27 protein-coding genes are annotated in these 24,654 nt (G+C 54.0%); 10 read left to right on the top strand and 17 right to left on the bottom strand.

Features of this window, described 5'->3' with window-relative positions:
* Positions 1 to 68: 68 nt before the first annotated feature.
* Positions 69 to 1,085 (bottom strand): glycosyltransferase family 9 protein, encoded by a 1,017-nt coding sequence (locus tag J2I47_RS23730; protein ID WP_207367106.1) that lies wholly within the window; start codon positions 1,083 to 1,085, stop codon positions 69 to 71.
* 62 nt (positions 1,086 to 1,147) lie between these two features.
* Here J2I47_RS23730 and J2I47_RS23725 point away from each other — a divergent pair, with 62 nt between their 5' ends.
* Positions 1,148 to 2,383, top strand: a complete 1,236-nt coding sequence (locus J2I47_RS23725) for a M16 family metallopeptidase (RefSeq protein WP_207367105.1) — start codon at positions 1,148 to 1,150, stop codon at positions 2,381 to 2,383.
* A 144-nt stretch (positions 2,384 to 2,527) separates the two neighbouring features.
* Complete coding sequence (locus J2I47_RS23720) at positions 2,528 to 2,854, top strand: nucleotide pyrophosphohydrolase (protein ID WP_207367104.1); 327 nt, start codon at positions 2,528 to 2,530, stop codon at positions 2,852 to 2,854.
* A gap of 167 nt (positions 2,855 to 3,021) precedes the next feature.
* Here the strand turns inward: J2I47_RS23720 and J2I47_RS23715 are convergent, their stop codons facing one another.
* The 6 genes from J2I47_RS23715 to J2I47_RS23690 all read right to left on the bottom strand — a co-directional run bounded on the left by J2I47_RS23715 (position 3,022) and on the right by J2I47_RS23690 (position 8,160).
* Positions 3,022 to 3,525: a hypothetical protein gene (locus J2I47_RS23715; RefSeq protein WP_207367103.1), complete on the bottom strand. Its 504-nt coding sequence runs from the start codon at positions 3,523 to 3,525 to the stop codon at positions 3,022 to 3,024.
* A gap of 190 nt (positions 3,526 to 3,715) precedes the next feature.
* Positions 3,716 to 4,135 carry a hypothetical protein gene (locus J2I47_RS23710; protein ID WP_207367102.1) on the bottom strand — a complete coding sequence of 140 codons (420 nt, stop codon included), beginning with the start codon at positions 4,133 to 4,135 and terminating at the stop codon, positions 3,716 to 3,718.
* Positions 4,132 to 4,461, bottom strand: a complete 330-nt coding sequence (locus tag J2I47_RS23705) for a hypothetical protein (RefSeq protein WP_207367101.1) — start codon at positions 4,459 to 4,461, stop codon at positions 4,132 to 4,134. The genes J2I47_RS23710 and J2I47_RS23705 overlap by 4 nt, the downstream gene beginning before the upstream one ends.
* Positions 4,462 to 4,646: 185 nt before the next feature.
* Positions 4,647 to 6,068, bottom strand: coding sequence for an APC family permease (locus J2I47_RS23700; protein WP_207367100.1), 1,422 nt, complete (start codon positions 6,066 to 6,068; stop codon positions 4,647 to 4,649).
* 186 nt (positions 6,069 to 6,254) lie between these two features.
* The gene (locus tag J2I47_RS23695) at positions 6,255 to 7,283 is read right to left on the bottom strand and encodes an SDR family NAD(P)-dependent oxidoreductase (protein WP_207367099.1); all 1,029 of its coding nucleotides are present in this window, start codon (positions 7,281 to 7,283) and stop codon (positions 6,255 to 6,257) included.
* A 64-nt stretch (positions 7,284 to 7,347) separates the two neighbouring features.
* Complete coding sequence (locus J2I47_RS23690) at positions 7,348 to 8,160, bottom strand: FecR domain-containing protein (RefSeq protein WP_207367098.1); 813 nt, start codon at positions 8,158 to 8,160, stop codon at positions 7,348 to 7,350.
* A gap of 243 nt (positions 8,161 to 8,403) precedes the next feature.
* Here J2I47_RS23690 and J2I47_RS23685 point away from each other — a divergent pair, with 243 nt between their 5' ends.
* Positions 8,404 to 9,432, top strand: a complete 1,029-nt coding sequence (locus tag J2I47_RS23685; protein ID WP_207367097.1) for a S66 peptidase family protein — start codon at positions 8,404 to 8,406, stop codon at positions 9,430 to 9,432.
* A 105-nt stretch (positions 9,433 to 9,537) separates the two neighbouring features.
* A complete protein-coding gene (gene ypfJ, locus J2I47_RS23680; RefSeq protein WP_207367096.1) occupies positions 9,538 to 10,395 on the top strand; it encodes a KPN_02809 family neutral zinc metallopeptidase in 858 nt (285 codons plus the stop codon).
* Between the two features lie 177 nt (positions 10,396 to 10,572).
* On the opposite strand, the gene J2I47_RS23675 is transcribed toward ypfJ, so the two are convergent.
* A complete protein-coding gene (locus tag J2I47_RS23675; protein ID WP_207367095.1) occupies positions 10,573 to 10,884 on the bottom strand; it encodes a hypothetical protein in 312 nt (103 codons plus the stop codon).
* A gap of 494 nt (positions 10,885 to 11,378) precedes the next feature.
* Here J2I47_RS23675 and J2I47_RS23670 point away from each other — a divergent pair, with 494 nt between their 5' ends.
* Together J2I47_RS23670 and J2I47_RS23665 are read left to right on the top strand one after the other, a co-directional pair.
* Positions 11,379 to 12,485, top strand: coding sequence for a zinc-binding dehydrogenase (locus J2I47_RS23670; protein ID WP_207367094.1), 1,107 nt, complete (start codon positions 11,379 to 11,381; stop codon positions 12,483 to 12,485).
* A gap of 8 nt (positions 12,486 to 12,493) precedes the next feature.
* The gene (locus J2I47_RS23665; protein ID WP_207367093.1) at positions 12,494 to 13,297 is read left to right on the top strand and encodes an alpha/beta hydrolase; all 804 of its coding nucleotides are present in this window, start codon (positions 12,494 to 12,496) and stop codon (positions 13,295 to 13,297) included.
* Positions 13,298 to 13,382: 85 nt separating this feature from the next.
* Here the strand turns inward: J2I47_RS23665 and J2I47_RS23660 are convergent, their stop codons facing one another.
* The 8 genes from J2I47_RS23660 to J2I47_RS23625 form a co-directional block, all read right to left on the bottom strand.
* A complete protein-coding gene (locus tag J2I47_RS23660) occupies positions 13,383 to 13,802 on the bottom strand; it encodes a putative toxin-antitoxin system toxin component, PIN family (RefSeq protein WP_207367092.1) in 420 nt (139 codons plus the stop codon).
* The gene (locus J2I47_RS23655) at positions 13,799 to 14,023 is read right to left on the bottom strand and encodes a DUF8507 family protein (protein WP_207367091.1); all 225 of its coding nucleotides are present in this window, start codon (positions 14,021 to 14,023) and stop codon (positions 13,799 to 13,801) included. Before J2I47_RS23655 ends, J2I47_RS23660 begins: the two co-directional genes overlap by 4 nt.
* A 188-nt stretch (positions 14,024 to 14,211) precedes the next feature.
* Positions 14,212 to 14,469, bottom strand: a complete 258-nt coding sequence (locus tag J2I47_RS23650) for a type II toxin-antitoxin system RelE family toxin (protein ID WP_207367090.1) — start codon at positions 14,467 to 14,469, stop codon at positions 14,212 to 14,214.
* Positions 14,470 to 14,679, bottom strand: coding sequence for a RelB antitoxin-like protein (locus tag J2I47_RS23645; protein ID WP_207367089.1), 210 nt, complete (start codon positions 14,677 to 14,679; stop codon positions 14,470 to 14,472).
* Between the two features lie 89 nt (positions 14,680 to 14,768).
* A complete protein-coding gene (gene clpB, locus J2I47_RS23640; protein ID WP_207367088.1) occupies positions 14,769 to 17,399 on the bottom strand; it encodes an ATP-dependent chaperone ClpB in 2,631 nt (876 codons plus the stop codon).
* Between the two features lie 149 nt (positions 17,400 to 17,548).
* Complete coding sequence (locus tag J2I47_RS26710) at positions 17,549 to 17,968, bottom strand: peptidylprolyl isomerase (protein ID WP_207367087.1); 420 nt, start codon at positions 17,966 to 17,968, stop codon at positions 17,549 to 17,551.
* Between the two features lie 94 nt (positions 17,969 to 18,062).
* Positions 18,063 to 19,100 carry a methionine synthase gene (locus J2I47_RS23630; RefSeq protein WP_207367086.1) on the bottom strand — a complete coding sequence of 346 codons (1,038 nt, stop codon included), beginning with the start codon at positions 19,098 to 19,100 and terminating at the stop codon, positions 18,063 to 18,065.
* A 189-nt stretch (positions 19,101 to 19,289) separates the two neighbouring features.
* The gene (locus J2I47_RS23625) at positions 19,290 to 19,757 is read right to left on the bottom strand and encodes a DinB family protein (protein WP_207367085.1); all 468 of its coding nucleotides are present in this window, start codon (positions 19,755 to 19,757) and stop codon (positions 19,290 to 19,292) included.
* A gap of 184 nt (positions 19,758 to 19,941) precedes the next feature.
* Between J2I47_RS23625 and J2I47_RS23620 the strand changes: the two genes are divergently transcribed.
* On the top strand, positions 19,942 to 20,493 hold the full coding sequence (locus tag J2I47_RS23620; RefSeq protein WP_207367084.1) for an acyl-CoA thioesterase: 552 nt from the start codon (positions 19,942 to 19,944) through the stop codon (positions 20,491 to 20,493).
* Positions 20,494 to 20,626: 133 nt separating this feature from the next.
* On the opposite strand, the gene J2I47_RS23615 is transcribed toward J2I47_RS23620, so the two are convergent.
* Entirely contained in the window at positions 20,627 to 22,204 is a 1,578-nt protein-coding gene (locus J2I47_RS23615) for a S53 family peptidase (RefSeq protein ID WP_207367083.1), read from the bottom strand.
* Between the two features lie 116 nt (positions 22,205 to 22,320).
* Here J2I47_RS23615 and J2I47_RS23610 point away from each other — a divergent pair, with 116 nt between their 5' ends.
* From J2I47_RS23610 to J2I47_RS23600, 3 genes are all read left to right on the top strand, one after another.
* Positions 22,321 to 23,157 carry a ThuA domain-containing protein gene (locus tag J2I47_RS23610; protein ID WP_207367082.1) on the top strand — a complete coding sequence of 279 codons (837 nt, stop codon included), beginning with the start codon at positions 22,321 to 22,323 and terminating at the stop codon, positions 23,155 to 23,157.
* Between the two features lie 125 nt (positions 23,158 to 23,282).
* Complete coding sequence (locus J2I47_RS23605; RefSeq protein WP_207367081.1) at positions 23,283 to 23,522, top strand: hypothetical protein; 240 nt, start codon at positions 23,283 to 23,285, stop codon at positions 23,520 to 23,522.
* 18 nt (positions 23,523 to 23,540) lie between these two features.
* Entirely contained in the window at positions 23,541 to 24,572 is a 1,032-nt protein-coding gene (locus J2I47_RS23600; protein ID WP_207367080.1) for an NADP-dependent oxidoreductase, read from the top strand.
* The last annotated feature ends 82 nt before the right edge of the window (positions 24,573 to 24,654 follow it).

The raw sequence follows: 24,654 nt of genomic DNA, 5'->3' as shown, positions 1-24,654 counted from the left end.
TCGCATGAGAAGGTTTGAGCGCGAAGCCATTGTTCATTGTACATTATGCATTGTACATTATACCTTGTTCATTGTCCATTAATCACCTCTTCAATTTCTATTCCATACGCGCAGCGGAAGTGGCCTAGCGGGCAGGCGGGGCGACCGTGGAGGTTGCACGGTTTGCAGGTGAGTAGCTCGCGGGCTTCCACAACCCGTGAATTGTCGGCGAGAGGGCCGAAACCAAAGGCGGGCGTCGTAGAGCAGAAAATAGCCGTGGTGGGTGCGTTCATGGCCGAACACAGATGCAGTGGGGCCGAGTCGTTGACATAGTTCATCAGCGCCCCCTGCATCAGCGCCGCCGACTGTAACAGGCTCAGTTTGCCCGCCAGATTTATTACCCGTTCACCGTCCGACTGCTGCCGGATCGCTTCGCAGGCATCGGAATCAGCTGGTGCTCCGAGCAGATAAACTGGGCCGGCATGGTTCAACTGGGCAATAACCTTTACCCAGCCTTTGGCCGGAAACTGCTTTGTATACCACACCGACGTAGGGGCTATGCACACGTAAGGAGCCCCTTGAAAGGGCTTCACGGCGGCATAATCGGCGGGACCTGGATAGAGCTTTGGGCGGGGCTGGCGGGTACCGAAGTTACCAAGCGGTCTTAGCAAAGCAGCATTTCGGTCTACCTCGTGGCGGTTTATACCATTATTATCGTCAGGATTGCCGCCAATCTGATGCGGTACGCGGTGGGTAAACCAGGCCGAAAATGGATTTTTGTCGAAGCCTATCGTAGTGCCTGCCCCAGACAAAGCAGTGAGCAAACCGGTGGCTCCAAAGCGTTGCAGGTTAATGACCACGTCGTAACGGGCAGCCCTGATTTGTTCGCTCAACTTCCATAAACTTCGGTACTTTTGCTTCTTTTTTTGCCAGATAAGCACCTGATTCAGAAAGGGATGGCCTGTGAACAGCGATTCGTTACCCTGCCGCACCAGCAGGTCAAGCGTGGCGCTGGGATAGTGGTCGTGCAATTGTTCGAGCAGGGCACTAGCCAGGATAACGTCGCCGATAAAAGCGGTTTGAATGATGAGGAACCGGCCCGGCATGGATAAGGTTATTTTAACAAGTTACACGCGCAAAGTTAGTTGCGTACTCATACCATTTGCCTTTGGACGATTATCAATTGCATACGCTGCCCAATGGCATCCGTATTGCTCATAAGCAGGTTCCTCATACTCAGATAGCTCACGTCGGTCTGATGCTCGACATGGGTAGCCGCGACGAACTGCCCCACCAGCAGGGTCTTGCCCATTTTTGGGAACACATGGCGTTTAAAGGAACCGAGCACCGGCAGGCTCACCACATCATCAACCGCCTCGAAAATGTGGGCGGTGAACTGAACGCCTATACCACCAAAGAAAAGATCTGTTTCCACGCCTCGCTCCTGGGCGTTCATGTCGAAAAAGCAATTGAACTGCTGGCCGACATCACCTTTCATTCCACGTTTCCCGAACGGCAGATCGAGCGGGAACGAGGCGTGATTCTGGAGGAAATGGCGATGTATTACGATTCGCCCGAAGACGCCATCCAGGACGATTTCGACCGACTTGTGTTCCCCAACCACCCTTTGGGCTATAACATCCTCGGCACCGCCGACACCGTCAACTCCTTTACCAAAGACAGCCTCCGTCAATTCATCAACGAAAACATAGATACCGAGCGGATTGTGTTTGCGTCGGTGAGCAATATGCCATTTCAGAAAGTAGTGAAGCTGACGGAGAAGTACCTCCGCGACATCCCCGCCAAACGGTCGGGACGGGTGCGGCAGGTTCCTACGGGCTACGTCCCGCTGACCGAACAGATGAAGCGGCCTATTACCCAGGCCCAGTGCGCCTTTGGCCGTACAGCCTACGCCCTCACCGATCCAAAACGGCTACCGTTTTTCATGCTCGTAAACCTGTTGGGTGGTCCCGGTATGAACTCGCGGCTGAACATGAACCTGCGCGAACGTTACGGCCTTGTTTACTCTATCGATGCCAGTTACACACCTTTTCTGGATACCGGCTATCTCGGCATCTACTTTGGTACCGACTCTAAACAGATTGACCGGAGCCTGACGCTTATTCAGCGGGAGTTCAAGTTGCTGCGCGAAAAACCATTGACAACCAGCCAGTTGCATAACACCAAAGAACAATTGATGGGTCAACTGGCTATGGCCGAAGAAGGCAACAATAGCTTTATGCTGATGATGGCCAAGAGCCTGCTCGACATCAACCGCGTGGAACCTCTTACCGACATTTTCAACGAAATCAAGGCCGTCACGGCCACCGAGTTGCAGGACCTTGCCGTGGAAATGCTCAACGAGCAGGACTTCAGCACCCTGCTGTTTATGCCTGAAAACTAAGTTTAAGGTTTAACGTCTAAGGTCTAAAGTTGCGGTTCCGGTCCGCCATCCGCCGAATTAGTGCGGCAAAAACAGACTCGCGTAAGCCTAAACCGGAACCGCAACTTTAGACCTTAGACATTGGACCTGCAACTCCCCTAAAAAATGACGCTTCGCAACGCACAAGACACGGTCGATGAATGGATTAAGACCGTTGGCGTTCGCTACTTCGGCGAGCTGACCAACATGGCGATCCTGACCGAAGAAGTAGGCGAACTGGCCCGGATTATAGCGCGCCGCTACGGCGAACAATCTGAAAAGGAATCGGACAAAAACCGCGATCTCGGCGACGAAATGGCCGATGTGCTGTGGGTGCTGATCTGCCTGGCTAACCAAACGGGCATCGACCTCACCGAAGCTTTCGCCAAGAACCTGGACAAGAAAAACACCCGCGACGCCACCCGGCATCTGGATAATGAGAAGCTGCGGTGAGAAGCAAGACATGAGAGACAAGAGGTGAGAGATGAGAAGCAAGAAGCAGGAGACAAGAAATAAGAGACAAGAAGTGAGATCGTAACACCCGGCTTCTCGTTTCTCATTTCTTGTCTCCTGCTTCTTGCCTCTCATTTCTTGTTTCTCATTTCTTACCTCTCACCTCACTATTGCGAAACCGTAAACTTGGTACCTGATTTGGTGAGGGTCACGTTGTTGCCCCGCGTAGAACCAAAGAAGTTGGCACCCGTGGCAGTAGCAAGACTGGCAGCGAAGGAGCCAGTTATGGTATATACCTTTTTATCACTAATTCCTTTAAACGTCAGCGTATACGGCTTGGCGATTGTACCCGTTTTGTATGCCACCACCACGGTATAATCTTCGTCGGGTGCCGAAGCCATGATGTCTGTTGCCACTGTACCATTGTCATTAGGCCCAATGGTGGCCCCTTGTGGATTGGAGGCAGCGCTGTAGGTGTTCTTCCGATAGATATACAGGTCGAGGTCGGTGGTGGTGGGGGTTTTATCGTACGTCACCGTCAGGTTGATTCCCCCTGCGTCGGTGATCACATTGTCGGGAACGGCGGGGTCTGTTGTCTTTTTACAACCCAGAAAAAGCATAGCCGGTAAAGCAACCACGAGCAAGGTGTGCGATGTATTGTTGCGCAGCATAATAAGCAATGATTTTGTGTGAAACATCTGACTATCCAATTCCCACATATGTCGGGGCATTGAAGTCAGGTGCAACCTATTCATTGCTCCATCAAACCAGCCAAGTCACTTACCTATCGGTTACTGCCTACGACATAAACTACTGAGCGGTAGGTAACATAGACGAGGCAAGGCCATTATGGCGAAACCATTACGCTGCCTGTTCATAATTAAAGTAGGTTACCTGTGGGCAGGCGTGACAGGCCATAGGCCCTTCCTGCATAAACCACCGGCAAGACGGGCGAATACCGCAAGTGGGTAGAATAGCTTCCTGTGCAGCCGTTTCTATCCGGGCTATTGCTCCCGCTACCACGCTACACCCCCCCGCGCCCCATTTGGCACACCCTTTTTCTACACACTTGTTTACAAACCGGAATCGTTCTTCGGCTGGTCCGTGAGCGGTGGCGGTTTCCACAAATTCGGGCGTGACAGGAATCGGTTGGGCCAACAGACTAATACCTCCCCCTTGCTTAACTATCCCCAAGAGCTGCGACCCCTCATAGAGCGGGGCCGACGGGCATAACGGCCGTGCATCAGCCGTCAGAGGCCCGTTTTGCGGCCGCGTGCTCATCCGACCAGTCGTTGCTGATGACTGAGCGTTTCGATGCCTGCGCTTAACACGTTCACGTTTTCCAGGTTTTTCTGAAACACGTTGCCAAAATCGCGGCGGTTAAGTAATCGCATGATTTCACCACCGTCGATACGGATGATCCGACCAAAAATGTTGCCGCCGGGGGCTTCATGAACGGCTGCTCCGGCAGCATGGCCCGCTAAATCAACTTCACCCAGCTTGCGCATGAGCGTGGCATTGAGGGCTAAACTGATGTCTTCCCGAACGCTATCGGGCAACGTAAGGCCTTTCACTTCAAGGGTGAAGGTGGCTGGTTTCATATCCATGATGGTTGTGGTTGAGGATATGGGTCCTACTCGCTTATAGGATTTTCGGAACGTCCTTGTCAGTCGACTACAAAGGCCACCGACGCCACAAACGTACCGGCTTCATCAGCCCCGTTTTAGCGTAAAACAACGCGCTCGTGTAAGCGGTATTCCCGCGTAGTTTATGAAGCAGGAGGGACGCGTATTTATCCCCGGCCCTCTATCTTCCGCTTGCTCCAGTAAAAATAGAATGGCACACCCGTGGCCATAAGCAACAGGCCGATGCCTGCTTCGTAGGGGCGGTTGATGAGCGTGTTGACGATCAGGTAGGCGCAGAAAAGGAGGAACAGGCCGGGCACCACGGGGTAACCGATGACCTTGTAGGGGCGGGGGGCGTCGGGCATACGGCGGCGGAGCAGAAAGACACCTACGGTGGTAGCGCCGTAGAAAATGAACGACGCAAAAATGAGCATGTCGGTGAGCGCATCGAAGGAGCCGGATACGACCAGGAGCGTGGTCCAGGCACCCTGTAGCCGGAGCGACCGCGACGGTGTGTTAAACGTGGGGTGCAGGTGGTTGACGCGGTTGAAAAACATGCCGTCTTTCGCCATCGCATAAAACAGCCGCGACGACATCAGCAAACTGCTGCTGCAACAGTTGAACGTAGAGACCAGCAACAAGCCCGAAATTACCAGCGCCCCTACCCTGCCGGCCATCGTGCCCGCCACCTCAATAGCGGCAATGCTGTTGGGCTTCTGGGTCAGCGCGGCCAGATCGCCCACGGGCATCACGTAGAGGTAAGCCACGTTCATAAGCAGATACAGCGCCATGATAATCAGCGTGCCAACGGCTAGTGCCAGGGGCAGGTTGCGCGAGGGCTTTTCTATCTCGCCGCCAATGTAGCCCAGGTTGCTCCACCCTTCATACGACCAGAATGCACTTAGGCAAGCCAACGCCAGTGCACTCGCCAGCGCATTACCCGACAGCCCCGTTTCCACTGGTTTTAGGTGGTCAACACTGCCCGCCGACGAGAAAAAGGCGGTGAACATAAACAGCAACATGACCACAACCAGCACTACTACCAGAAACCGGCTGATCGCCTCACCCGTTCGTAAACCTCTGATATTGAACAGGGTAAGTGACCAGACCAGCACAATAGCCAGCAATTTCACGCTCAGATTGTCGAGTGGATGCAGCCCCAGCAATGAGATGTTGGCCAGGGAAGCGGGTGTGGCAGGCAGCGGTATCAGGCTATTGACCGACTGCGCAAAGACGTAGGCAATGGACGCAATAGACGACGTGCGCACTACGGCGAAGTTGGTCCAGCCGAAGAGGAACGCGAAAAAACGGTTGTAGATGGTGCGGAAGTAAGCGTACTCTCCACCGTCGCTGGCAAGCATACTGGCTACTTCGGCGTTGCTGAGCGTACCGGCCAGACTCACCAGCCCCGCCAGCAACCAGGCCGCCAGCACCAGCGTGGGCGATCCCAGCTCAGCCGACATGGGCACCACTTTCTTAAAAACACCCGTACCAATAACGGCACTAATAACAAAAATGATGGCCGAAACCAGACCAATCTTAGGCCGGTCTGCCACGGCATTGGCATTCGTTGAGGTAGCTGGGGTCATACGTGGGGGCGACCCATCGTGGCCGCCCGTCTGGCGTCAGCAATACGCTAACGAACAAATATAGCCAGCCTATTACTGACGTTAGACGGGGCTTATTAATTCAGGCACTATTGCTACTGCCAAACAGGCGACCATGATGGTGCCCGAAAGCGGGCGGCCACGACCGCTTCGGGCCGCCCCTATCCGTTAATTCACCGCGTTTAACACCGACTCTTTCAATTCTTCGATGCCGTCTATGGCGCGCGATTTCAGGCGGTTGGCTTTGTACCGGAGTTTACCTTCTTCGTAAGTGCTTTCTACTGGGTTACGCTTACTCCAGGCAGAGAGCACAACCAAACCCGCCACGGCCAATGCCGCAATACCAAGGCTCAGGGCTATACTGTGCGACTCTTCTTCGGCGTCAACTTCGTTTCTGTCGCGCATGTCTTTGTGGGCATTACTGGCCACGGTGCTGTCGGGCAGGAAATGGGCCATGGCTACAGCGGCTTTGTTGCCTGCTCCGTGAATCACTTTGTCTTTGCCACTCATCAGAGCATCATAACCGGTCTTGGCCACGTCGGCGGCGGGTGTCTCGCGGGCTTTCTCCTGGGCTTTGGTGTTCATGGCCCCAGCTTTGTTGAAGAAATCGGTGTCAGTAGCCCCCGGCATCAGCACAGTCAGGGTAACGTTGGTATCCTTGATCTCGTCGCGGAGGGCTTCTGAGAAAGAGTAGATAAACGACTTTGTAGCCCCGTAAACGGCCATCAGCGGGTTTGGGATCACCGAGGCTACTGATCCCAGCATCAGTATTTTGCCTTCGTTACGGGCCACCATGTCTTTTAAAAATAACTTGGTCAGGCTCACCAAAGACACCACATTGATCTGGATAATGTCCTGCTCTTTTTGCAAGTCGGTCTCAGTAGCAAACTTGCCGTATTCGCCCCGACCCGCGTTGTTCACCAGCACGTCGATCTGCAGACCGCGGCTTTTCACTTCATCATAAATCTCCTGAGCCGCGCTGGCCTGCGCCAGGTCTTTATTGATGGGCGTCACGCTAACGCCAAACTGATGTTCGTAGGCATCGGCCACACGGATAAGGTCCTCGTCGCTCCGGGCAATAAGCACGAGATTGTAGCCGTCTTTAGCGAAAAGGTTAGCGAGTTCACGGCCAATGCCGCTGGTAGCACCCGTTACGAGGGCAGTTTTCCCCAAATTGGGACTGGTCTTAGTTTCCATAGTTGAGCTTGTTTTGTTACTCAACTAAAACAACAGACTAAACAGGCAATGGTTTACCCGGCTGTCAATCCGGCCCAATGTCGCCACCAGCCACCAGTACCGTTTCGCCGGGATTCAAATGGCGAAGCTGGCGATGGCCCAACAGCAGATTCAGCGTACCGTCGAGCAAGGTCACGCGCGTTTGTCCATTCTGGCTGTCTACCGAAAATTGGGTGCCCGTGGCTTCAGCAGTAAGGTTGTCGGTATGCACCCGAAAGGCGTTGGCGGCCCCGTGACCAGTGGGGTTCACAATGCGGAACTCAGCCGCACCATCAAGCCAGACAGCGCGGGTCAGTTCGGTATGTGTGTCACCGTCGGCGGCGCTTTCGCGGGCAAAACCACGCGGCGTGTAGCGCAGACTGCTGTGGGGCAGCAGCTTCACCGACGACCCATCGGGCAGTTCAATTTGGCGGGCGGCCGTTGTGGTCGTGATCAGTCGCGACGTTTCGGAGGTGTACTGTTTAAAAACAGTCCAGCCCACCAGCAGGATCATGCCCAGGCTGGCGGCAATGGCCCGTCCAAAATACCACCACCCCACCACCGACCGTACGGCGGGTTGCAGGGGGCGCACATCGTCGAGATCCTGCAATGACCCTCTGATACGGCCCCACACGCTGTGCACTTCGTCGGTGTGCAGAGCAGGCAGAGTAGCGGGCGGCAGGCTAATCTGTTGCACCAGTTGCCGGGCTTCGTCAACCAGGGTCTCGCATTGGGGCTGGTGCTCCAGAAAACCTTCCCAGTGGGCAGACAATTCGTCGTCGTCGGGCGTTTGTACCCACCGCACGAACATATCGTCCATGGCTAGCTCAATCGCCGAATAATGTGCGTAGGGCTTCATGCGGGGGATACTGGCTAATAGACGCTGGTTATCAGATGCTGGACATTAAATCTTGGCTACTGGAAAACCCGGTTTCTTTAGCCTTCAGGATCCGACGTCCAGCGTTCAACGTCTTATCCTGCAAAGGCCTTGCCAACTGGCTTCTACTGGAACGATTAATAAAGTGAAAACACCTTTTCCGGTCAACTAAAAAACGCGTACTTAGGCCATTACCCCGTCTATTTTTTTATTCATCAGGTACTTATGCTCTCTCGTCGCAGTCTGCTTAAAACGGCCCTGCTGGCCCCTATTGTTCCCCAAACTGGCTTTACCGAAGTTCCGGCATTAGTGAAACCACCCCGCCTGAAAACTGGCGATACGGTGGGTCTGTTTTGCCCCGCCGCCCCCGCCTACAGCCGGGAGGCAGTACAAATAACCATCGAATCGCTACAGGCACTGGGCCTGAAAACAAAGCTGTCGACGCACTTCTACGACCGCTACGGCTACTTGGGGGGCCGCGACGAAGACCGCGCTGCCGACCTCAACGCCCTTTTCGCCGACAGGTCGGTGCAGGCAGTAATGGCTATGCACGGCGGTTGGGGCTGCGCTCGTATCCTGCCTCTGCTGGATTATGAACAGATGCGGCGCACACCCAAAATCATCATCGGCTACAGCGACATCACAGCCCTGCTGCTGGGTATCAACGCCAAAACGGGCTTGGTCACCATGCACGGGCCTGAAGGTGCCGCTACCTGGAATTCGTTTACCGTCAACTGGTTAAAGCGCGTACTGATGGATGGCGAAGCCGTTACGCTGCAAAACCCGACTACCAAAGGTGACACCCTGGCCCAAACCACCGACCGTATCACCACATTGCAACCCGGTACTGCCCGCGGCCGGTTGGTAGGCGGCAACCTCACTGTGCTGAGCCATTTGGTAGGCACCCCCTATCTGCCTGATTTCAGAGGAGCTATCCTGTTTCTGGAAGATGTGCACGAAGACGTATACCGCATGGACCGGATGTTGGCCCAGCTCAAGCTGGCGGGCCTGTTAAGCCAGATTTCAGGATTTGTTTTCGGCAAATGCACCCGTTGCGAACCCGATAGCGGCGGTTACGGGTCGCTGACACTGGAAGAAATTCTGGATACCTATATCAAGCCTCTGAACGTACCTGCCTATTCGGGGGCGATGATTGGCCACATTGTCGACAAGTTCACGGTGCCGGTAGGCCTCCCCGCCGAAATCGACGCCAGCCGGGGCACGCTCCGGCTGCTGGAGCCGGCCGTGCGCTAACCGCAATGCCCTGGACGGGCACCTGGCCCGATGGGTAGGGTGTCGTTGCATCTTTGGGGGCATATGGCGTTCTTTCGGACCTAAAAAGTTAAATCAGACAAGACCATGCGTTGGTTAGGAGGACGAGAAAGTGATAATGTAGACGACCGTCGCGGAAGTGGCGGGGGTATGATCGTGGGCGGGGGTATTGGCACCCTTGTGATTGCCCTGGTCGTGTACTTACTGGGCGGCGACCCCTCGCAGGTGCTGCAAAACACCCCCGATCAGCAACAAACCACGGCTTCGGCACCCGACGGACCACAACCCGACGATGCGGCGGCCAGTTTTACCCGGAAAGTGCTGGCGAGTACAGAAGATGTCTGGACCAAGATTTTCGCTGAACAGAACGCACAGTACCCTACTCCCACGCTGGTTATGTTTCGGCAGCAAACGTCGTCGGGATGCGGGGGTGCGTCGGCGGCGTCAGGCCCGTTCTATTGCCCCGCCGACCAGAAAGTGTACATCGATTTATCTTTTTACGATGAAATGGCCCAACGCTTTAAAGCACCCGGCGACTTTGCGATGGCCTACGTGATTGCCCACGAAATTGGGCATCATATCCAAAAGCAAATGGGCACCATGGACAAGATAGACGCCGCCCGGCAACGCCTCGGCGAGGTGCAAAACAACCGCCTGTCGGTCCGGCTCGAACTCCAGGCCGATTTTCTGGCCGGCGTGTGGGCTCACCACGCACAGGGGCAAAGCATTGCGCTGGATGAAAGCGACGTAGAAGCTGCACTCCGGGCTGCCAACGCTATTGGTGATGACCGAATTCAGCAGGAAACCCAGGGGCAGGTGGTACCAGACGCCTTCACGCACGGTACCTCAGCCCAACGGGTATACTGGTTTAAAAAAGGGCTGAAAACCGGCGATATCAGCCAGGGTGATACCTTCAACAGCCGCGAAGACGCCAACCTGCAGTAAGGTTTTTGAGCGCAGCACCACACAAAAAATGCTCTTACTGGATCAGTAAGAGCATTTTTTGTGTGGTGCTGTGTGCGGGGCCAATGCCAATACCTTGACTAGTACTCCACAAAAAAAGCAGGCTTGCGGCCTGCTTTCACTTGATGTATGACGGTGGGAACGGACTACTGTATACGGTTAATGTTGTGCTGAAATGGGCCGATGCATCACTGGAGCAGGAGCCATACCTCCGTAGATCAACGCCTTAAGACGGTCGAACACGTGACTCATACGGCGGGGTTGTTCAAAGAGGCTGTCTGGCGTAAGATTGCCCGCTTTGAAGAAGATGATCTGCTCATCGGACACCTGAATGATAGACAATGAATCGCTGGCCAGTATGTTATTGTTTGTCAGTAGATCAGCGGCATAGGCACGAGCTTCAGCAACGGTGTCTGCGTAAGCAAAATGCGTTTGCTGGCCATAATTGTAGGTGATCAAGTACGGTTTCATCTGCGTTTCTCTTTAGGTAAGGCAATAGTACGGGACCGCCTCGAGAAAACAAATTACATCATAAGAAAAAAGGAATTAAATCTATGAATTAACTGTGAAAATAAGTATATATACTTGGAATTTCTTTCCCCAAACGTGGAAATAGTACCCACTGCACAAGCCTGATGCCAAAAGTTAAGCCAGCCGTTTCTATTTGATATACCATAACGCCTATTTACTAAACGTAGCTGTTTATTCCTCGCCAAACCCGCCCTGAATCTCCTGTGCAGAACACCGCCACTGGGCTGAGTACGGTGCCGCCTTCTGCCTATGCTGACCCTGGATGGCGACGTAGACCAATGAGTAAGCCGAACCAGCGTAACCCTGACATTTGATCTTTTTGATGGCTCCAGCGGCGTAAAAAATGGCGCTGATCTACTTCTGTTAACATATCCCACCACGCCTTCTTACCAGCTCCATTTATTTTGCAACACTTTCGCCCATCAACGGCAATTATGCAAGTACAAGCCGCCATTGCCACCGGAGACGGAACATTCGTTATCGACACGCTCAACGTGAGCGAACCACAGGGCGATGAGGTTCTGGTTGACATGAAGGCGGCCGGCATCTGCCATACCGATTTCGACTCGTTGTCGTGGGGAAAATCCATTGTTATGGGCCACGAAGGCGCAGGCGTGGTGCGGGCCGTGGGGCCATTGGTCGGCAGCGTACAGCCCGGCGACGCGGTTATTCTGAACTGGGCCATCCCCTGCGGGTACTGTTTTCAGTGTCTGGAAGGCAATCAGCACATTTGCGAAATTAATTCGCCGGTGACGGCGGGCAACCGGGTTAGCGGTGGGCACGCCGCGCTGGAACGCACTACCTACCAGGGTAATCCCATCGAACGCTCATTTAGCCTGGGGACTCTTTCAGAAGCTACCGTGGTGCGTGAAGCCGCCGTAGTGAAGACTACCGTGCCCATTTCATTTCCGGCAGCGGCCATTGTGGGGTGCGGCGTCATGACGGGCGTGGGGTCGGTGATCAACGCGGCGCAGGTGAAAGCAGGGCGGTCGGTGGTCGTGGTGGGCACGGGGGGTGTGGGGCTGAACGTGATTCAGGGCGCGCGCATTGCCGGAGCCGGAATGGTTATTGCCGTCGATGTGAACCCCAACCGGCTGGCGATGGCTACCCATTACGGAGCTACCCACACAATCCTGGCCGACCGCGCCGACCATCTGCTGCAACAGGCCGTGACGCAGGTAAAGGGCCTTACTGGTGGTCGTGGAGCCGATTATGCCTTCGAGTGCACCGCCATTCCCGAACTGGGGGCCGTGCCGCTGGCAATGGTCCGTAACGCGGGCGTGGCCTGCCAGGTGAGCGGCATCGAACAGGAAATCACCATCGATATGCGGCTATTTGAGTGGGACAAAGTTTACATCAACCCCCTCTACGGCAAATGCCGCCCCAACGTCGACATCCCCATCTTGCTGAACCTGTACCAAAAAGGCGACCTTCTTCTCGACGACCTTATCACCCGCACCTATGCCCTTTCGCAACTCGGCGAAGCCTTCGACGACATGCTCAACGGCCGCAATGCAAAGGGAGTCGTGCTGATGAACTGACCAACAACATGCCCTTTCGAACCATCGAACTGTCTGACCCTCGTTTTGAGCACGACGGGTTACGCCACATCACCGTCAAAACGCCAAATCTGGCAGGACGAGGCGATATAACCGTTTGGTTACCAGGTAATTTTGATCAGAAAAAGCCGCTGCCGATGGTATTGCTTCTGCATGGCGTGTATGGCAGCCATTGGGCGTGGGCACACAAAGGCGGTGCTCACCTAACGGCGGCGCGACTGATTCAGGAGGGACGAATACGGCCCCTGGCGCTGGTTATGCCGTCGGATGGATTGTGGGGCGATGGCAGCGGCTACCTGCCCCATCACCAACGCCGGTTCGACCGCTGGATCACCGACGATGTGCCTCAGGCCGTGTCCGAAGCCCTGGGCAGCGACGTCCGGTTTTCGCCCGATCTGTTCATTGCCGGGCTGTCGATGGGCGGCTTTGGGGCGTTGCGGCTGGCGGCGCGTTATTCGCAGCGGTTTCGGGCAGCGTATGGCCTGTCGTCGATTACACACCTGGATCAACTGCCACTCTTTGTGGAAGAACCCCGTAGCGACTATGCTCAGGTCGACCCCACAGACGAGTCGGTATTGGCGCTGATGATGAAAAACCGCGATCACCTCCCACCCTTCTGCTTCGATTGCGGGACCGACGATTTACTGATTGAGCACAACCGGTTGTTACATCAGGAACTCGTCAAGGCTCAGATTCCACATGGCTACGCCGAACACCCGGGTGGTCACGAATGGCCGTATTGGGAAGAACACCTCACCGATGTACTACTTTTTTTCGACCAACACCGAAGCTGACAGCAACAACAAAAAGCCCTGACCGCTTTGCTGCGGTCAGGGCTTGGTCTATAATCTCGAAACTGATCAAGTGTTAACTGGTGAGCTAGCTATTTTCTTCCAGCAAGACCAGAAATTCATCGGCGTTAACAACGCCAATACGAGGGAAGGCGTTTTCTTTAACTACATTAAAGTCGGTGTCGTACGTAATAATGTAATCGGCTCCAGCAATCAATCCTGCATCAACAAATTTGTTGTCATCAAAATCTTCAGTAATAAGACCCCAAGTGAATGGCGTTCCTACACGAATCACGTGAGGCATCTTGGTTAGGAATTCCAGAAAATTAGTAGCGACATGGCTGTTCGTTTTCTGAGTTAAGATTTCCTGATATTCCAACAGAATGGCCGTACTAACCACCAATTCAATGCGTCCAGTAGCTATAGCGTTAACAATTGGCCTATAACGCGATAGTTTAGGCAAAGCTGCCAGCAATACGTTTGTATCAACCAAAACCCGCATGGTCATGGTTTGTACACTGTGCGTTCATGGCCTTTCGCCCAGGCATCGAATGTAGACTGATCCCAACCGTTTTCGTTAACGAGACGGTCCATTTCTGCATCTGTCTTATCCAGAAAGTATTGCGCCAACAGTGTACGAATCTCAACTAACTGCTCATCGGGCAATGAATAAGCAAACGTTTGTAACAACTCCAGTTGCAGGTTAGTCAGTTTAGTTGGGGCGACCATAACATCGGGTGTTAGCAAGAAATGATGTACTAAACAAAGATAACAAAAAGCCCCGACCGCTTTGCTGCGGTCGGGGCTTGGTTTATAAGCTCGAAACTGATCAAATCTCGATCTCGCCATCCACGTTTTCAAACGTCACTCCACCATCGGCGTCAACGTCCATTAATACGATGCCGTCTTCGGTGAGATCAACGTTTTTTATAAACTTCTTTTCGGTCAGCGACTTCCACTACCGAAATAGTCAGCACACTATCGTTAATCTCATAGATCACCCTATAATTACCAACTCGAATACGATAGGCTTCAACGTTGGTTAATTTGATGTGATTGTGCGGGCGGGGTTCGTACATTAGATCGGCAATAGCTTCCTTAATTTTCGTAACCACTTGAGGACTAAGCTTTTTTAACTGACGAATGGCGTATTCTGTGATGACAACCGTATACATTCAGAACATCTGTTTATCATGATGCGCTTCTACCTCGGCAAAAGCTTCAGCAAACGGAACGGCCTTACCGGGGTTCTTTTTCGCCCTTTTGTAAGCGGCAATGTCGGCAAGCTCTTCGGCATCGGCCAACAATTTCTCGTATTCCTTAATGGGTACTTGCACATACAGCGGCTTGCCATTGGTGTCGGTAACGTATTGTACGTGTGGCATAAATTGGCTTAGTTAATGCACGCAAATTTAACAAAAAGCCCCAACCGCTCTAGCAGCAGCCGGGGCTTGATTGATGAAGTTGGTGTCAATCAAATCTCGATCTCGCCACCCACGTTTTCGAAGGTTACTTCACCATCAGAGTCAACGTCCATCAGCACAATGCTGTCTTTCTTAACATGACCCGATAAAATCTCTTTCGAGAGCGCATTCAGAACGCGGCGTTGCAAGACGCGCTTCAGCGGACGGGCACCAAACGTGGGGTCGAAACCTTCCTCGCCCAATTTGTCCAAGGCCTCATCGGTGGCGTCGAGTTGAATACCGCTCTCAGCCAGGCGTTGCTGGATCTGCTTAAACTGGATGCTCACAATCTGCCGGATGTTGGCTTTCGTCAGCGGTTCGAACAGCACGATCTCGTCAATCCGGTTCAGGAATTCGGGGCGGATGGTTTGCTTCAGCAGGTCCATCACCTCGTTTTTGGCTTCCTCTACCACCAGCGTGTGATTCCAGCCTTCATCTTCGGCAAACTTAGCCTGAATAATGTGGCTCCCCAGGTTCGAGGTCATGATGATGATCGTGTTCTTGAAGTTTGCTGTGCGGCCTTTGTTATCCGTCAACCGACCTTCGTCAAGCACCTGCAACAGAATGTTCCAGACGTCGGGGTGGGCCTTTTCGATCTCGTCGAGCAGGATCACGCTGTAGGGTTTGCGGCGTACGGCCTCGGTTAGCTGACCACCTTCATCGTAGCCCACATAGCCCGGAGGCGCACCAATCAATCGGCTCACAGCGTGGCGTTCCTGATACTCACTCATGTCGATCCGCACCATGGCGGTTTCGTCGTTAAACAGGTATTCGGCAAGGGTGCGCGCCACTTCGGTCTTACCTACACCGGTGGTACCCAAGAAAATAAACGAGCCGATGGGCCGCTTGGGGTCCTGCATACCGGCCCGGCTGCGGCGTACGGCGTCGGCTACCACTTCGATGGCTTCGGCCTGACCAGCCACGCGCTTACCGAGTTCTTTTTCTAGGTTCAGCAGCTTATCGCGGTCACTCTGCAGCATTTTCTGCATCGGAATACCCGTCCACTTGGCCACCACCTCAGCAATGTCTTCGGCGGTAACTTCTTCCTGCAGCATACGGTCGGTAGTGGGTTCGTCGGTTTCGGCGGTGGCGAGGTTGTTGAGTTTGCCTTCCAGTTCGGGAATGCGTCCGTAACGAATTTCGGCTACTTTACCGTAGTCGCCGGCGCGTTCGGCCTGTTCGGCTTCAAACCGCAGTTGGTCGAGTTGCTCTTTCAGCGTCCGGCCTTCGTTCACCGATTCTTTTTCGGTTTCCCATTTGGCTTTCAGCTCGTTACGTTGTTCGCTCAGGTCGGCAATGATCCGGTTTAGCGACGATTCTTTCTCTTTGTCGTTTTCCCGACGAATGGCTTCGCGCTCAATTTCGAGCTGCATGATGCGCCGGTTCAGTTCGTCGAGTTCTTCGGGTACCGAGTCCATTTCGAGGCGTAGTTTGGCGGCGGCTTCGTCCATCAGGTCGATGGCTTTGTCGGGCAAAAAACGGTCGGAAATGTAGCGGTTCGACAGCTCCACGGCGGCAATGACGGCATCGTCTTTGATGCGCACCCCGTGGTGAAGTTCATATTTTTCCTTGATGCCCCGCAGGATCGAAATAGCATCGGGAACGCTGGGTTCATCGACCATAACGGCCTGGAAACGACGTTCCAGTGCCTTGTCTTTCTCGATGTACTTCTGGTATTCTTTCAGCGTGGTAGCCCCGATGGTGTGGAGTTCACCCCGCGAAAGGGCCGGCTTCAGCAGGTTGGCAGCATCCATGGCCCCTTCACCATTGCCTCCCGCGCCAATCAGCGTGTGGATTTCGTCGATGAACAACACGATCTGGCCTTCCGAATCAGTCACTTCTTTGATGACCGCTTTGAGGCGTTCTTCAAACTCACCTTTATACTTGGCCCCGGCAATGAGCAGACCCATATCGAGCGACACGATGGTCTTCGATTTCAGGTTCTCAGGCACGTCGCCCGACACAATGCGCTGGGCTAGACCTTCCACAATGGCGGTTTTACCCACGCCCGGTTCGCCGAGCAAAATGGGGTTGTTTTTGGTGCGGCGGCTCAAAATTTGCAGCACGCGCCGAATTTCTTCATCGCGACCAATGACCGGGTCAATTTTACCGGTCCGGGCCCGTTCGTTCAGGTTAATAGAGTAGCGTTCCAGCGACTGATACGTCGCTTCGGCGTTCGGGTTTTTCACGGCGTTGTTTTTGCCCCGAAGGGTCTTGATAGCGTCTTTGAGGTTCTTTTCGGTAAAGCCCACGTCTTTCAACAGGGTGGCTACGGCGTCCTTTCCACCCAGCAAACCCAGCAACAATAGCTCCACACTTACGTATTCGTCGCCAAAGTCTTTGAGCGCGTTGGTAGCTCGCTGCATAGCCGCGTTAAGGTCGTTGCTGAGGTAGATACCTTGCTGATCTCCACTGACGACCACTTTGGGATAGCCCTTCACGATGGCGTCCAGCGCCAGGTTGATGCGGCTGGCATCGGTACCTATGGCTTTGGCCAGAAAGCCGGTGGCATTGGGGTCTTCTTCTAAAATGGCTTTCAACACATGGCCGGTTTCAACGGTTTGCTGCTGGTTGCCCTGCGCCAGTTGGGCGGCATACTGTACCACCTCCTGCGCCTTTACGGTATATTGGTTGAGATTCATGGTTCAGGTTGTGTGTCCGGTGTTTGGTACACAACCCTATCTAAACAAATCTCGATCCGTAGCTGTTTTCAGGCCAAAATGGCAGTTTTTTGGCGTTTTGAGTTATTTTTTGAGCCAAAATGGCAAGATCATTACTAAGTATAAGTTCGCTAATCTACCCGTAATAAAATATGTCGTGCAGTATATAAGCCCTCCTTTACGCCAACTAACTGGACAATATGGTAACCAAAATCTGTCTTGAACGGCCTCGATATGCCGTCTTTCGTTAAAGCTAAAACGGCACTCCTGAATTCAGGAACATAGTCATCCGTTGTAGATGGTTTTAATGTACCACCACTTTTATAAGAACCGGGGTCTTGTGAATACTTTACGGCAAGATCATGAAAATTATAGCCGTTTTTTAACATCCTGTAAAGCGATTGAATTTCTAGTATAGCGGTCGAATCGGTGTAGACTACATTATTATTTGTTACCCGGCTGTACATGAGCACAAGCGTAGCATTTCCGCCAACATCAATGATGGTTTCGCTTGAGTCGATTTCATGAATCGTCCCGTCAGGGAGGTACACGACCGATCCCTGATGGGACGATACATGGACCTCAACTCTTTATCTATTGATGGAAGATTCCTACCAGAGCTTGCATGGATTTTAGCTCATTATCTCACACCAATCCCAATTCCTGCCGGATGATTTTGGCACCTGCCACCATATTCGTGAGCTTTTGTTTGGTGGCCCAGCGGGCAGTCTGGCTCATGCCGCAGTCGGGGGCCACAGCGAGTTTATTAGCAGGTACGTAGGGCAGGCATTTACGAATTCGCTCGGCTACATCGTCGGGGGTTTCGATGTAATAACTTTTCACGTCGATGACGCCCACCGCCACATCGAATTTTTCGGCGAAGCGTTCCAATAAATGCACTTCCGAAAAATTAAGAATCGTCATTTCCGAATGCAGTTCATCGACGGTCATATCCAGAAAATCGGGCAGCATGGGCGCGATACTTTTTCTTCCCACCGACCGGCCTTTGTAATTCCCAAAACAGAGGTGCATGGATAGCCGCGTTTTGCCCACGCCGGGCGCCACCGTGCGGTTGAAAATATCGACAAACCGTTTGGTGTCTTCGCGGTAGGCGTAACAACTCATGGATGGCTCATCGACGCAGATTTCTTCCACACCCAAGGCGACCAGGTCTTCTATCTCTTTGCGCACCATCGGCAACAGTGCCTCGGTTACCTCCCAGCGGTCTTTGTAGAACTCACCTGGCAATAATCGTCCACTAAGGGTGTAGGGACCGGGGATCGACATTTTCAGGTGTTGATCGGCCGGGGCCAGCCGTTTTAGACGTTGATATTCCTCTACTACGCCCAGCCCGCGCGGAGCCGTGAGGGGCTGTGTGATGGTATGCTTGCCGCGCTGATCGTGAGCAGGCGGACCAAATTTGCGCAGTTCGGTGTCGTTGTTTTCGATGCCCTTGATGTAGCCATAGAACGACAGATTGAAATCGAACCGGGTTTGTTCACCGTCGGTGATCACGTCGAGACCCGCCGTGGTTTGGTCATGGATGGCCGTTATGACAGCGTCTTCGATCATCTCGTTGACGTCGGCGGGGCCAAACTGATCGAGGTGTTGGGTGGCGTGTTCGAGCCAGCCGGGAAAAGGCATCGAGCCAACAACGGTGGTTTTAATAGGTACGGGCTGCACAGGGATTAGGTTTTGGCTTAATGTTTAGATAAGATTTTTTGGACAGGATTAGCAGGATTTCAAGACGAACAGGATTTTTCTTTGCTCTACTGATTGTATCCAGCGTAAAAAGGAAATCCTGTTCATCTTGAAATCCTGCTAATCCTGTCCAAAAAACCATTAATCTATCAAACGACGTTATAGCCAAATTTACCCGTGCCGCGCCGAAGCTGCCAGTCGCATGATACTCAGAAAATGATGGGCTTCGTGGAGGAGAAAGAACTCGGTCCATCCCTCAATGTCCATCGCGCCAAACGTAGGGTGAGTGCCCGTCCGGCGCAACTGCCCACCGGTCAGGGCAGCCAGTTTGTTGTTGATCTCGGCCCGATCCTGTTGCAGTTGGGTTAGTAGCTCGTCGGGCAAACGGGTCAGCCAGGGGGCAAAGTCGGGATCATCATCAGCCATGTACCGGTCGAAATGGGGTTGGTCGGTTTGGCAGATGAGGTCGATGCGCTGCCGAAACACAACCTGATAACGGGCCAGGTGCGCTAGCTGCTCAGCAATCGACCATTTGCCCGGCTGAACTCGCCGTTGCCACTGTGCCACCGATAAGCCGGCCAGCAGATCAGACAGGGCATCGGGTTGGCTCTGAAGTCGGACAAGGCGGGACTGGTTCATGACGGATTGGTAGTGAAAAAATTAGCTCAACGATGAACCCGCCAAGACAGGCTACATCAAAGTTGCGTTGCTGAATTACGCAAAAAGTTTAGGATCCAGTGGTTAATTAGTGTGGTTAATGAGGTTGTGGGCTGGCGTAGCTGCGCCAACCCACAACTTCATCAACCACTATCGCCCCTTTCTTATGCCTACCTCTCCCCGCTCCGTCCGCCATTCGCAGACTACATTGACTGAACTGATGATTCCGGCTTATGCCAACTTTGGCGGCAAGATTCACGGCGGCACGCTGCTATCACTCATGGACAAGGTAGCTTATGCCTGTGCCGCCAAACACGCGGGCGAATACTGCGTGACGGTATCGGTAGACGGAGTCAATTTCCGGCAACCGGTTGAGGTTGGCGAACTGGTGTCGCTGATGGGGTCGGTCAACTACGTGGGGCGAACGTCGCTGGTGGTGGGTATCAAGGTTATTGCCGAAAACGTGAAGACGGGCGTGGTGAAGCACACCAATACGTCTTACTTCACGATGGTGGCCAAAAACGAAGCCGGCGAACCAACCGAAGTGCCGCCCCTCCTGCTGGAAACCCCCGACGATGCCCGTCGTTTTCTGGAAGCCATGAAACGCAAAGAACTCCGCGCTGCCTACAGCGAACATTTCGACAACGCCCGCACAGCCATGCTCTTACAGGAAAACATGGCCGCACTGGCCGGTGAGCGGTGTGTGGTGGGGTTTTAGATTTACGATGTACGATTTACGAATTACGATTTGTTGCTGACGCATGCCTTGCGGAGTATTGCCGGGCGGCGTTCCGCTCTGCTGGACAGGGGCGTCAGCAACAAATCGTAATTCGTAAATCGTACATCGTAAATCAGATCGCTTTCGCCAGTTTCTGCCCGTCGACCACGCCGAGGCCGGTGGCGGCGTCCCAGCCGGGTTGGGCTTTATAGCCTTTGTTGCCCGCCACGGTGATGTTGTCGCCCTGCGTGATGTCGCGGCAAACGGCGGGGTTGGCATAAAGCACAGGGTTCAGGAAGCCCACTGGCTTGGCGCGCTGCTGATTGAGCAACGCCACCAACCCCGCCATCAACGGCGATACTGCGCTCGTACCGCCGATAACCAGGTTCTGCCCATCCACCCGGACGTTATACCCCGTTGATGGGTCAGCCACGGCCGATACGTCGGGCAGGCCCCGGCCAATGCGTTTGCCGTCGTTGACGGAGGGCGGTACCCCGGCTTTTTGCTGATAATCGGGTAGGTCGAATACGTCGCTAATGCCGCCGCCGGTGGCGCTGTCGTTGCTCACGTGCCATACCGTCTCAGAAGTGATCATGTTGCCGTTGGTTTTCAAATTCGTGCCCCCGCAGGCCAGCACAAAGGGACTCGACGCCGGGAAATCGACATGGGCTTTACCGTCGCCTACGCCGTCACCGGAGCCGGTATCGCCCGCGGCAGCGCAAACGGTAATGCCCAGCGCAGCCGCTCCCTGAAACGCTTGGTTGAACGTGGTCAGTGACTGCGGTGTCCAGTTCTTCTCGGCGGCACCCCAGCTAATGGAAATTACCGATGGCTTGTTGACCGTGTCGTGCAGGGCGGTAGTGATGGCATCCAGAAACCCTTTATCAGTGTTGGGCGCGAAATAGACAATCAGCTGAGCACCAGGCGCTACGGCCCCGGCTACTTCAATATCAAGCATCACCTCCCCATCGGCGCTATTAGCATTACTGGGGCTGTTGACCCCACCATCAACCGATACCGCTTTGACCACGGGAGCTTTCAGACCAAGGCTTTTGAAATAGGCTGTAATGTCGGCCTGCCGGAACCCGCCACCCAGTTCAATAATGGCAATGCGCTGCCCTTTGCCCGTTACGCCGGTGGGGTAGTTGTAGATTTTGGCCAGCTGATTCGGATTGAACGACGTAGTCACGGCGCGGGGATCAGCAATGCCGCCCGACCCTTTCCGCAACACCTGAAAATGAGCCGTCGCGATTGGCCGGTCATCAAGACCAAAAACACCTTCGATCAAATCGACCAGTTCGGCGGGCACCTGAATTGGGCCGCTACGCCCCCGAAAAACCGTGCCATCGGGCGCTTTGTAGTTGGCTAAGGATACGCCAAAGGCCGTGCTAAACTGGTCAACCGTTCCCCGCACAATTACACTGCGCCGGGGGGCACTGATGAGCACCGTGCTCAACCCCTGCGAATGCAGGTAGTCTTCAACCGTTCGCAACGTGGCTGGATCGCCACCAAACTGGGTGGTGTATTGGTTCTGCGTGAGCGGCTGCGCCACTGGCGCCTCCGTAGTAACGAGTGATTCAATGGGTTGGCGGCGGTTTACGCGCACCGTCACCTCAAATACGTCGGTGGATTTTAAGGTCTTGAGTTGGGTGCCTTCCGGAGCAGACTTTTCGCTGCCGGGCAGGGGCACCAGGGTGTCGTAACGGGCCATGTGTACAGTTGTTTTACTACTAATGTTGGCCCATCAAGATGCAACGATTTGGGCAAAAATGGGCGTATGTTTGGTAGAATTAATGAAGTTTAATAATCAACCCACCCTCCTCTTTTATGGTCCGTAAACTACTCCGCTTCGTTCTTTTTACTGCCCTGGCACTGGCCTTGCTCATGGGTGGCTTTGTCCTCTTTGCCATGTACTCAATCCGGAAATTGCCGTGGCAGCACCCCGTTTTCGACACCACGCGCCCCGCTGACCCCGGCCCCGTTGGCGACAAGGGTGTGCTGGTTTTTTCCAAGACAAACGGCTTCCGGCACGAGAGCATCGAGCCCGGTGTGGTGGCCTTGAAAACGCTGGGTGCCCAACGCGGCTGGACGGTGGTCGGCACCGAAAACGGCGCATTTTTCAACGACGATTATCTCCAGAAATTCAAGGTAGTAGTCTGGCTGTCAACCACCGGCGATGTGCTTACCCCCGACCAGCAGGCCGCGTTTGAGCGGTTTATTGAGCGCGGCGGTGGCTACGTAGGTATTCATGCCGCCTGCGACACCGAATACGACTGGCTTTGGTACGACCAATTGCTGGGTACGCACTTCCGCGACCATAGCCTTTTCCCGCACACGCCCGAAGCCACGCTGACCATAGAAGACAAAACTCACCCCAGCACCACCGGCCTGCCCGCCACGTGGCGCCATGCCGACGAATGGTACAATTTCAGGAAGAACCCCCGCACTGTGCCGAACATCCATGTGCTGCTAAACGTCGATGAAAAAACGTATGACGTGGGCGAAACCAAAGGCATGGGTGGCGATCACCCCATTTCGTGGACGCACAACGTTGGTCAGGGTCGTATGTTCTACACCGCCCTGGGCCATACGGCAGAGACGTTTACGGAGAAAAATGCCCTGCAACACATCGAAGGCGGCATTGTTTGGGCGGGAGGATTTTGACATCTGTCAGTTATTAATGTACAATGCATAATGTACAATGAACAATGGCTTCGCGCATCGAATGTAGAGCGCGAAGCCATTGTTCATTGTACATTATGCATTGTACATTAATAACTGCTTCTAACATGTGGTATTTTATCCTGAAACAAGACGACCTGCGGCCTGAGCCGTACCGGGCGTTGCAAAAACAGGCCAGTCTTACTGAGGTTGAGCCGTTTAACGAACCCTTCGACAACCTCGTTGTCTTTACCGTCGAAAATTACGCCACCTTCGTGGACACACTGGACCTTGAAGGCCTGCGCTACGACGTAGTCAATGACCGCCCCACCCGCGACGATCTTCTTGACCAACTACGGTCGGCTTAATTGACCAAAATCAAACCTATGACTTATTCAAACACCCGCGTAAAACTGGCATCGCGGCCAGTAGGCATGCCCCAGCCAGCCAATCTAACCATCGAAACCGCTGAGATACCAGCACTGGAAGACGGGCAGATTTTGGTAAAAAACCTGTTCATTTCTCTTGACCCCGCTATGCGCGGCTGGATGAACGAAGGTAAATCCTACATCCCCCCCATCGGCATCGGCGACGTGTTTCGGGCGGGAGCAGCCGGGCAGATTGTGGAGTCGAAGCACCCCGCCTTTGCCGTGGGCGACTATGTAACGGGTGGGCTAAACGTGCAGCAATACGCCCTTCGCGATGGTGCTGCCGCCAGTGACCCCGCCAACCCGGCGTACCTGCTGAAAGTAGACACGAAGCTAGCTCCACTGGAAACGTACCTGGCTACACTGGGCATGCCCGGCATGACGGCCTATTTCGGATTAATCAACTCTGGCCAGCCCAAAGCGGGCGAAACCGTGGTGGTATCGGGGGCAGCCGGGGCGGTAGGTAGCGTGGTGGGACAAATTGCCAAAATCAAAGGATGCCGCGTGGTCGGTATCGCTGGTGATGAGGAAAAGTGCAACTACTGCGTCAATGAGCTCGGCTTCGACGCCTGCATCAATTACAAAACGCAAAACGTACGCGCCGCCCTCCGTGAAGCTTGTCCCAAAGGTATCGACGTGTATTTCGACAATGTAGGCGGCGATATTCTGGACGATGTGCTGACCCAAATCCGGCTCCGGGCGCGAATCGTTATCTGCGGTGCCATTTCCCAATACAATAACACGGCACCCATAAAAGGCCCGTCGAACTACCTGGCGCTGCTGGTAAACCGAGCCCGCATGGAGGGCATCGTGGTATTCGACAATGCGCCCCACTATGGCATTGCCGCGCAGGAAATGGCCGGCTGGCTACAGGAAGGCAAGCTGAAAACGCCAAAGGTGCATGTAGAGCACGGCATCGAAAACTTCCTTCCCACGCTGCTAAAGCTGTTTTCAGGCGAAAATTTCGGCAAGCTGGTATTAGTGCCGTAGCTAATGATAAGTGGTAAACGAGCGAAAGGGTGGCTGGGTGCTCTCGGCTTGCCGTTATCGTCGTTATTGTCGTTATCTCGTT

This window comes from Fibrella rubiginis (genome assembly GCF_017353185.1).
Classification (GTDB): Bacteria; Bacteroidota; Bacteroidia; order Cytophagales; family Spirosomataceae; genus Fibrella; species Fibrella rubiginis.
The sequence above is the reverse complement of the archived record's forward strand: the minus strand, read 5'-3'. Positions and strand labels throughout refer to the sequence as shown.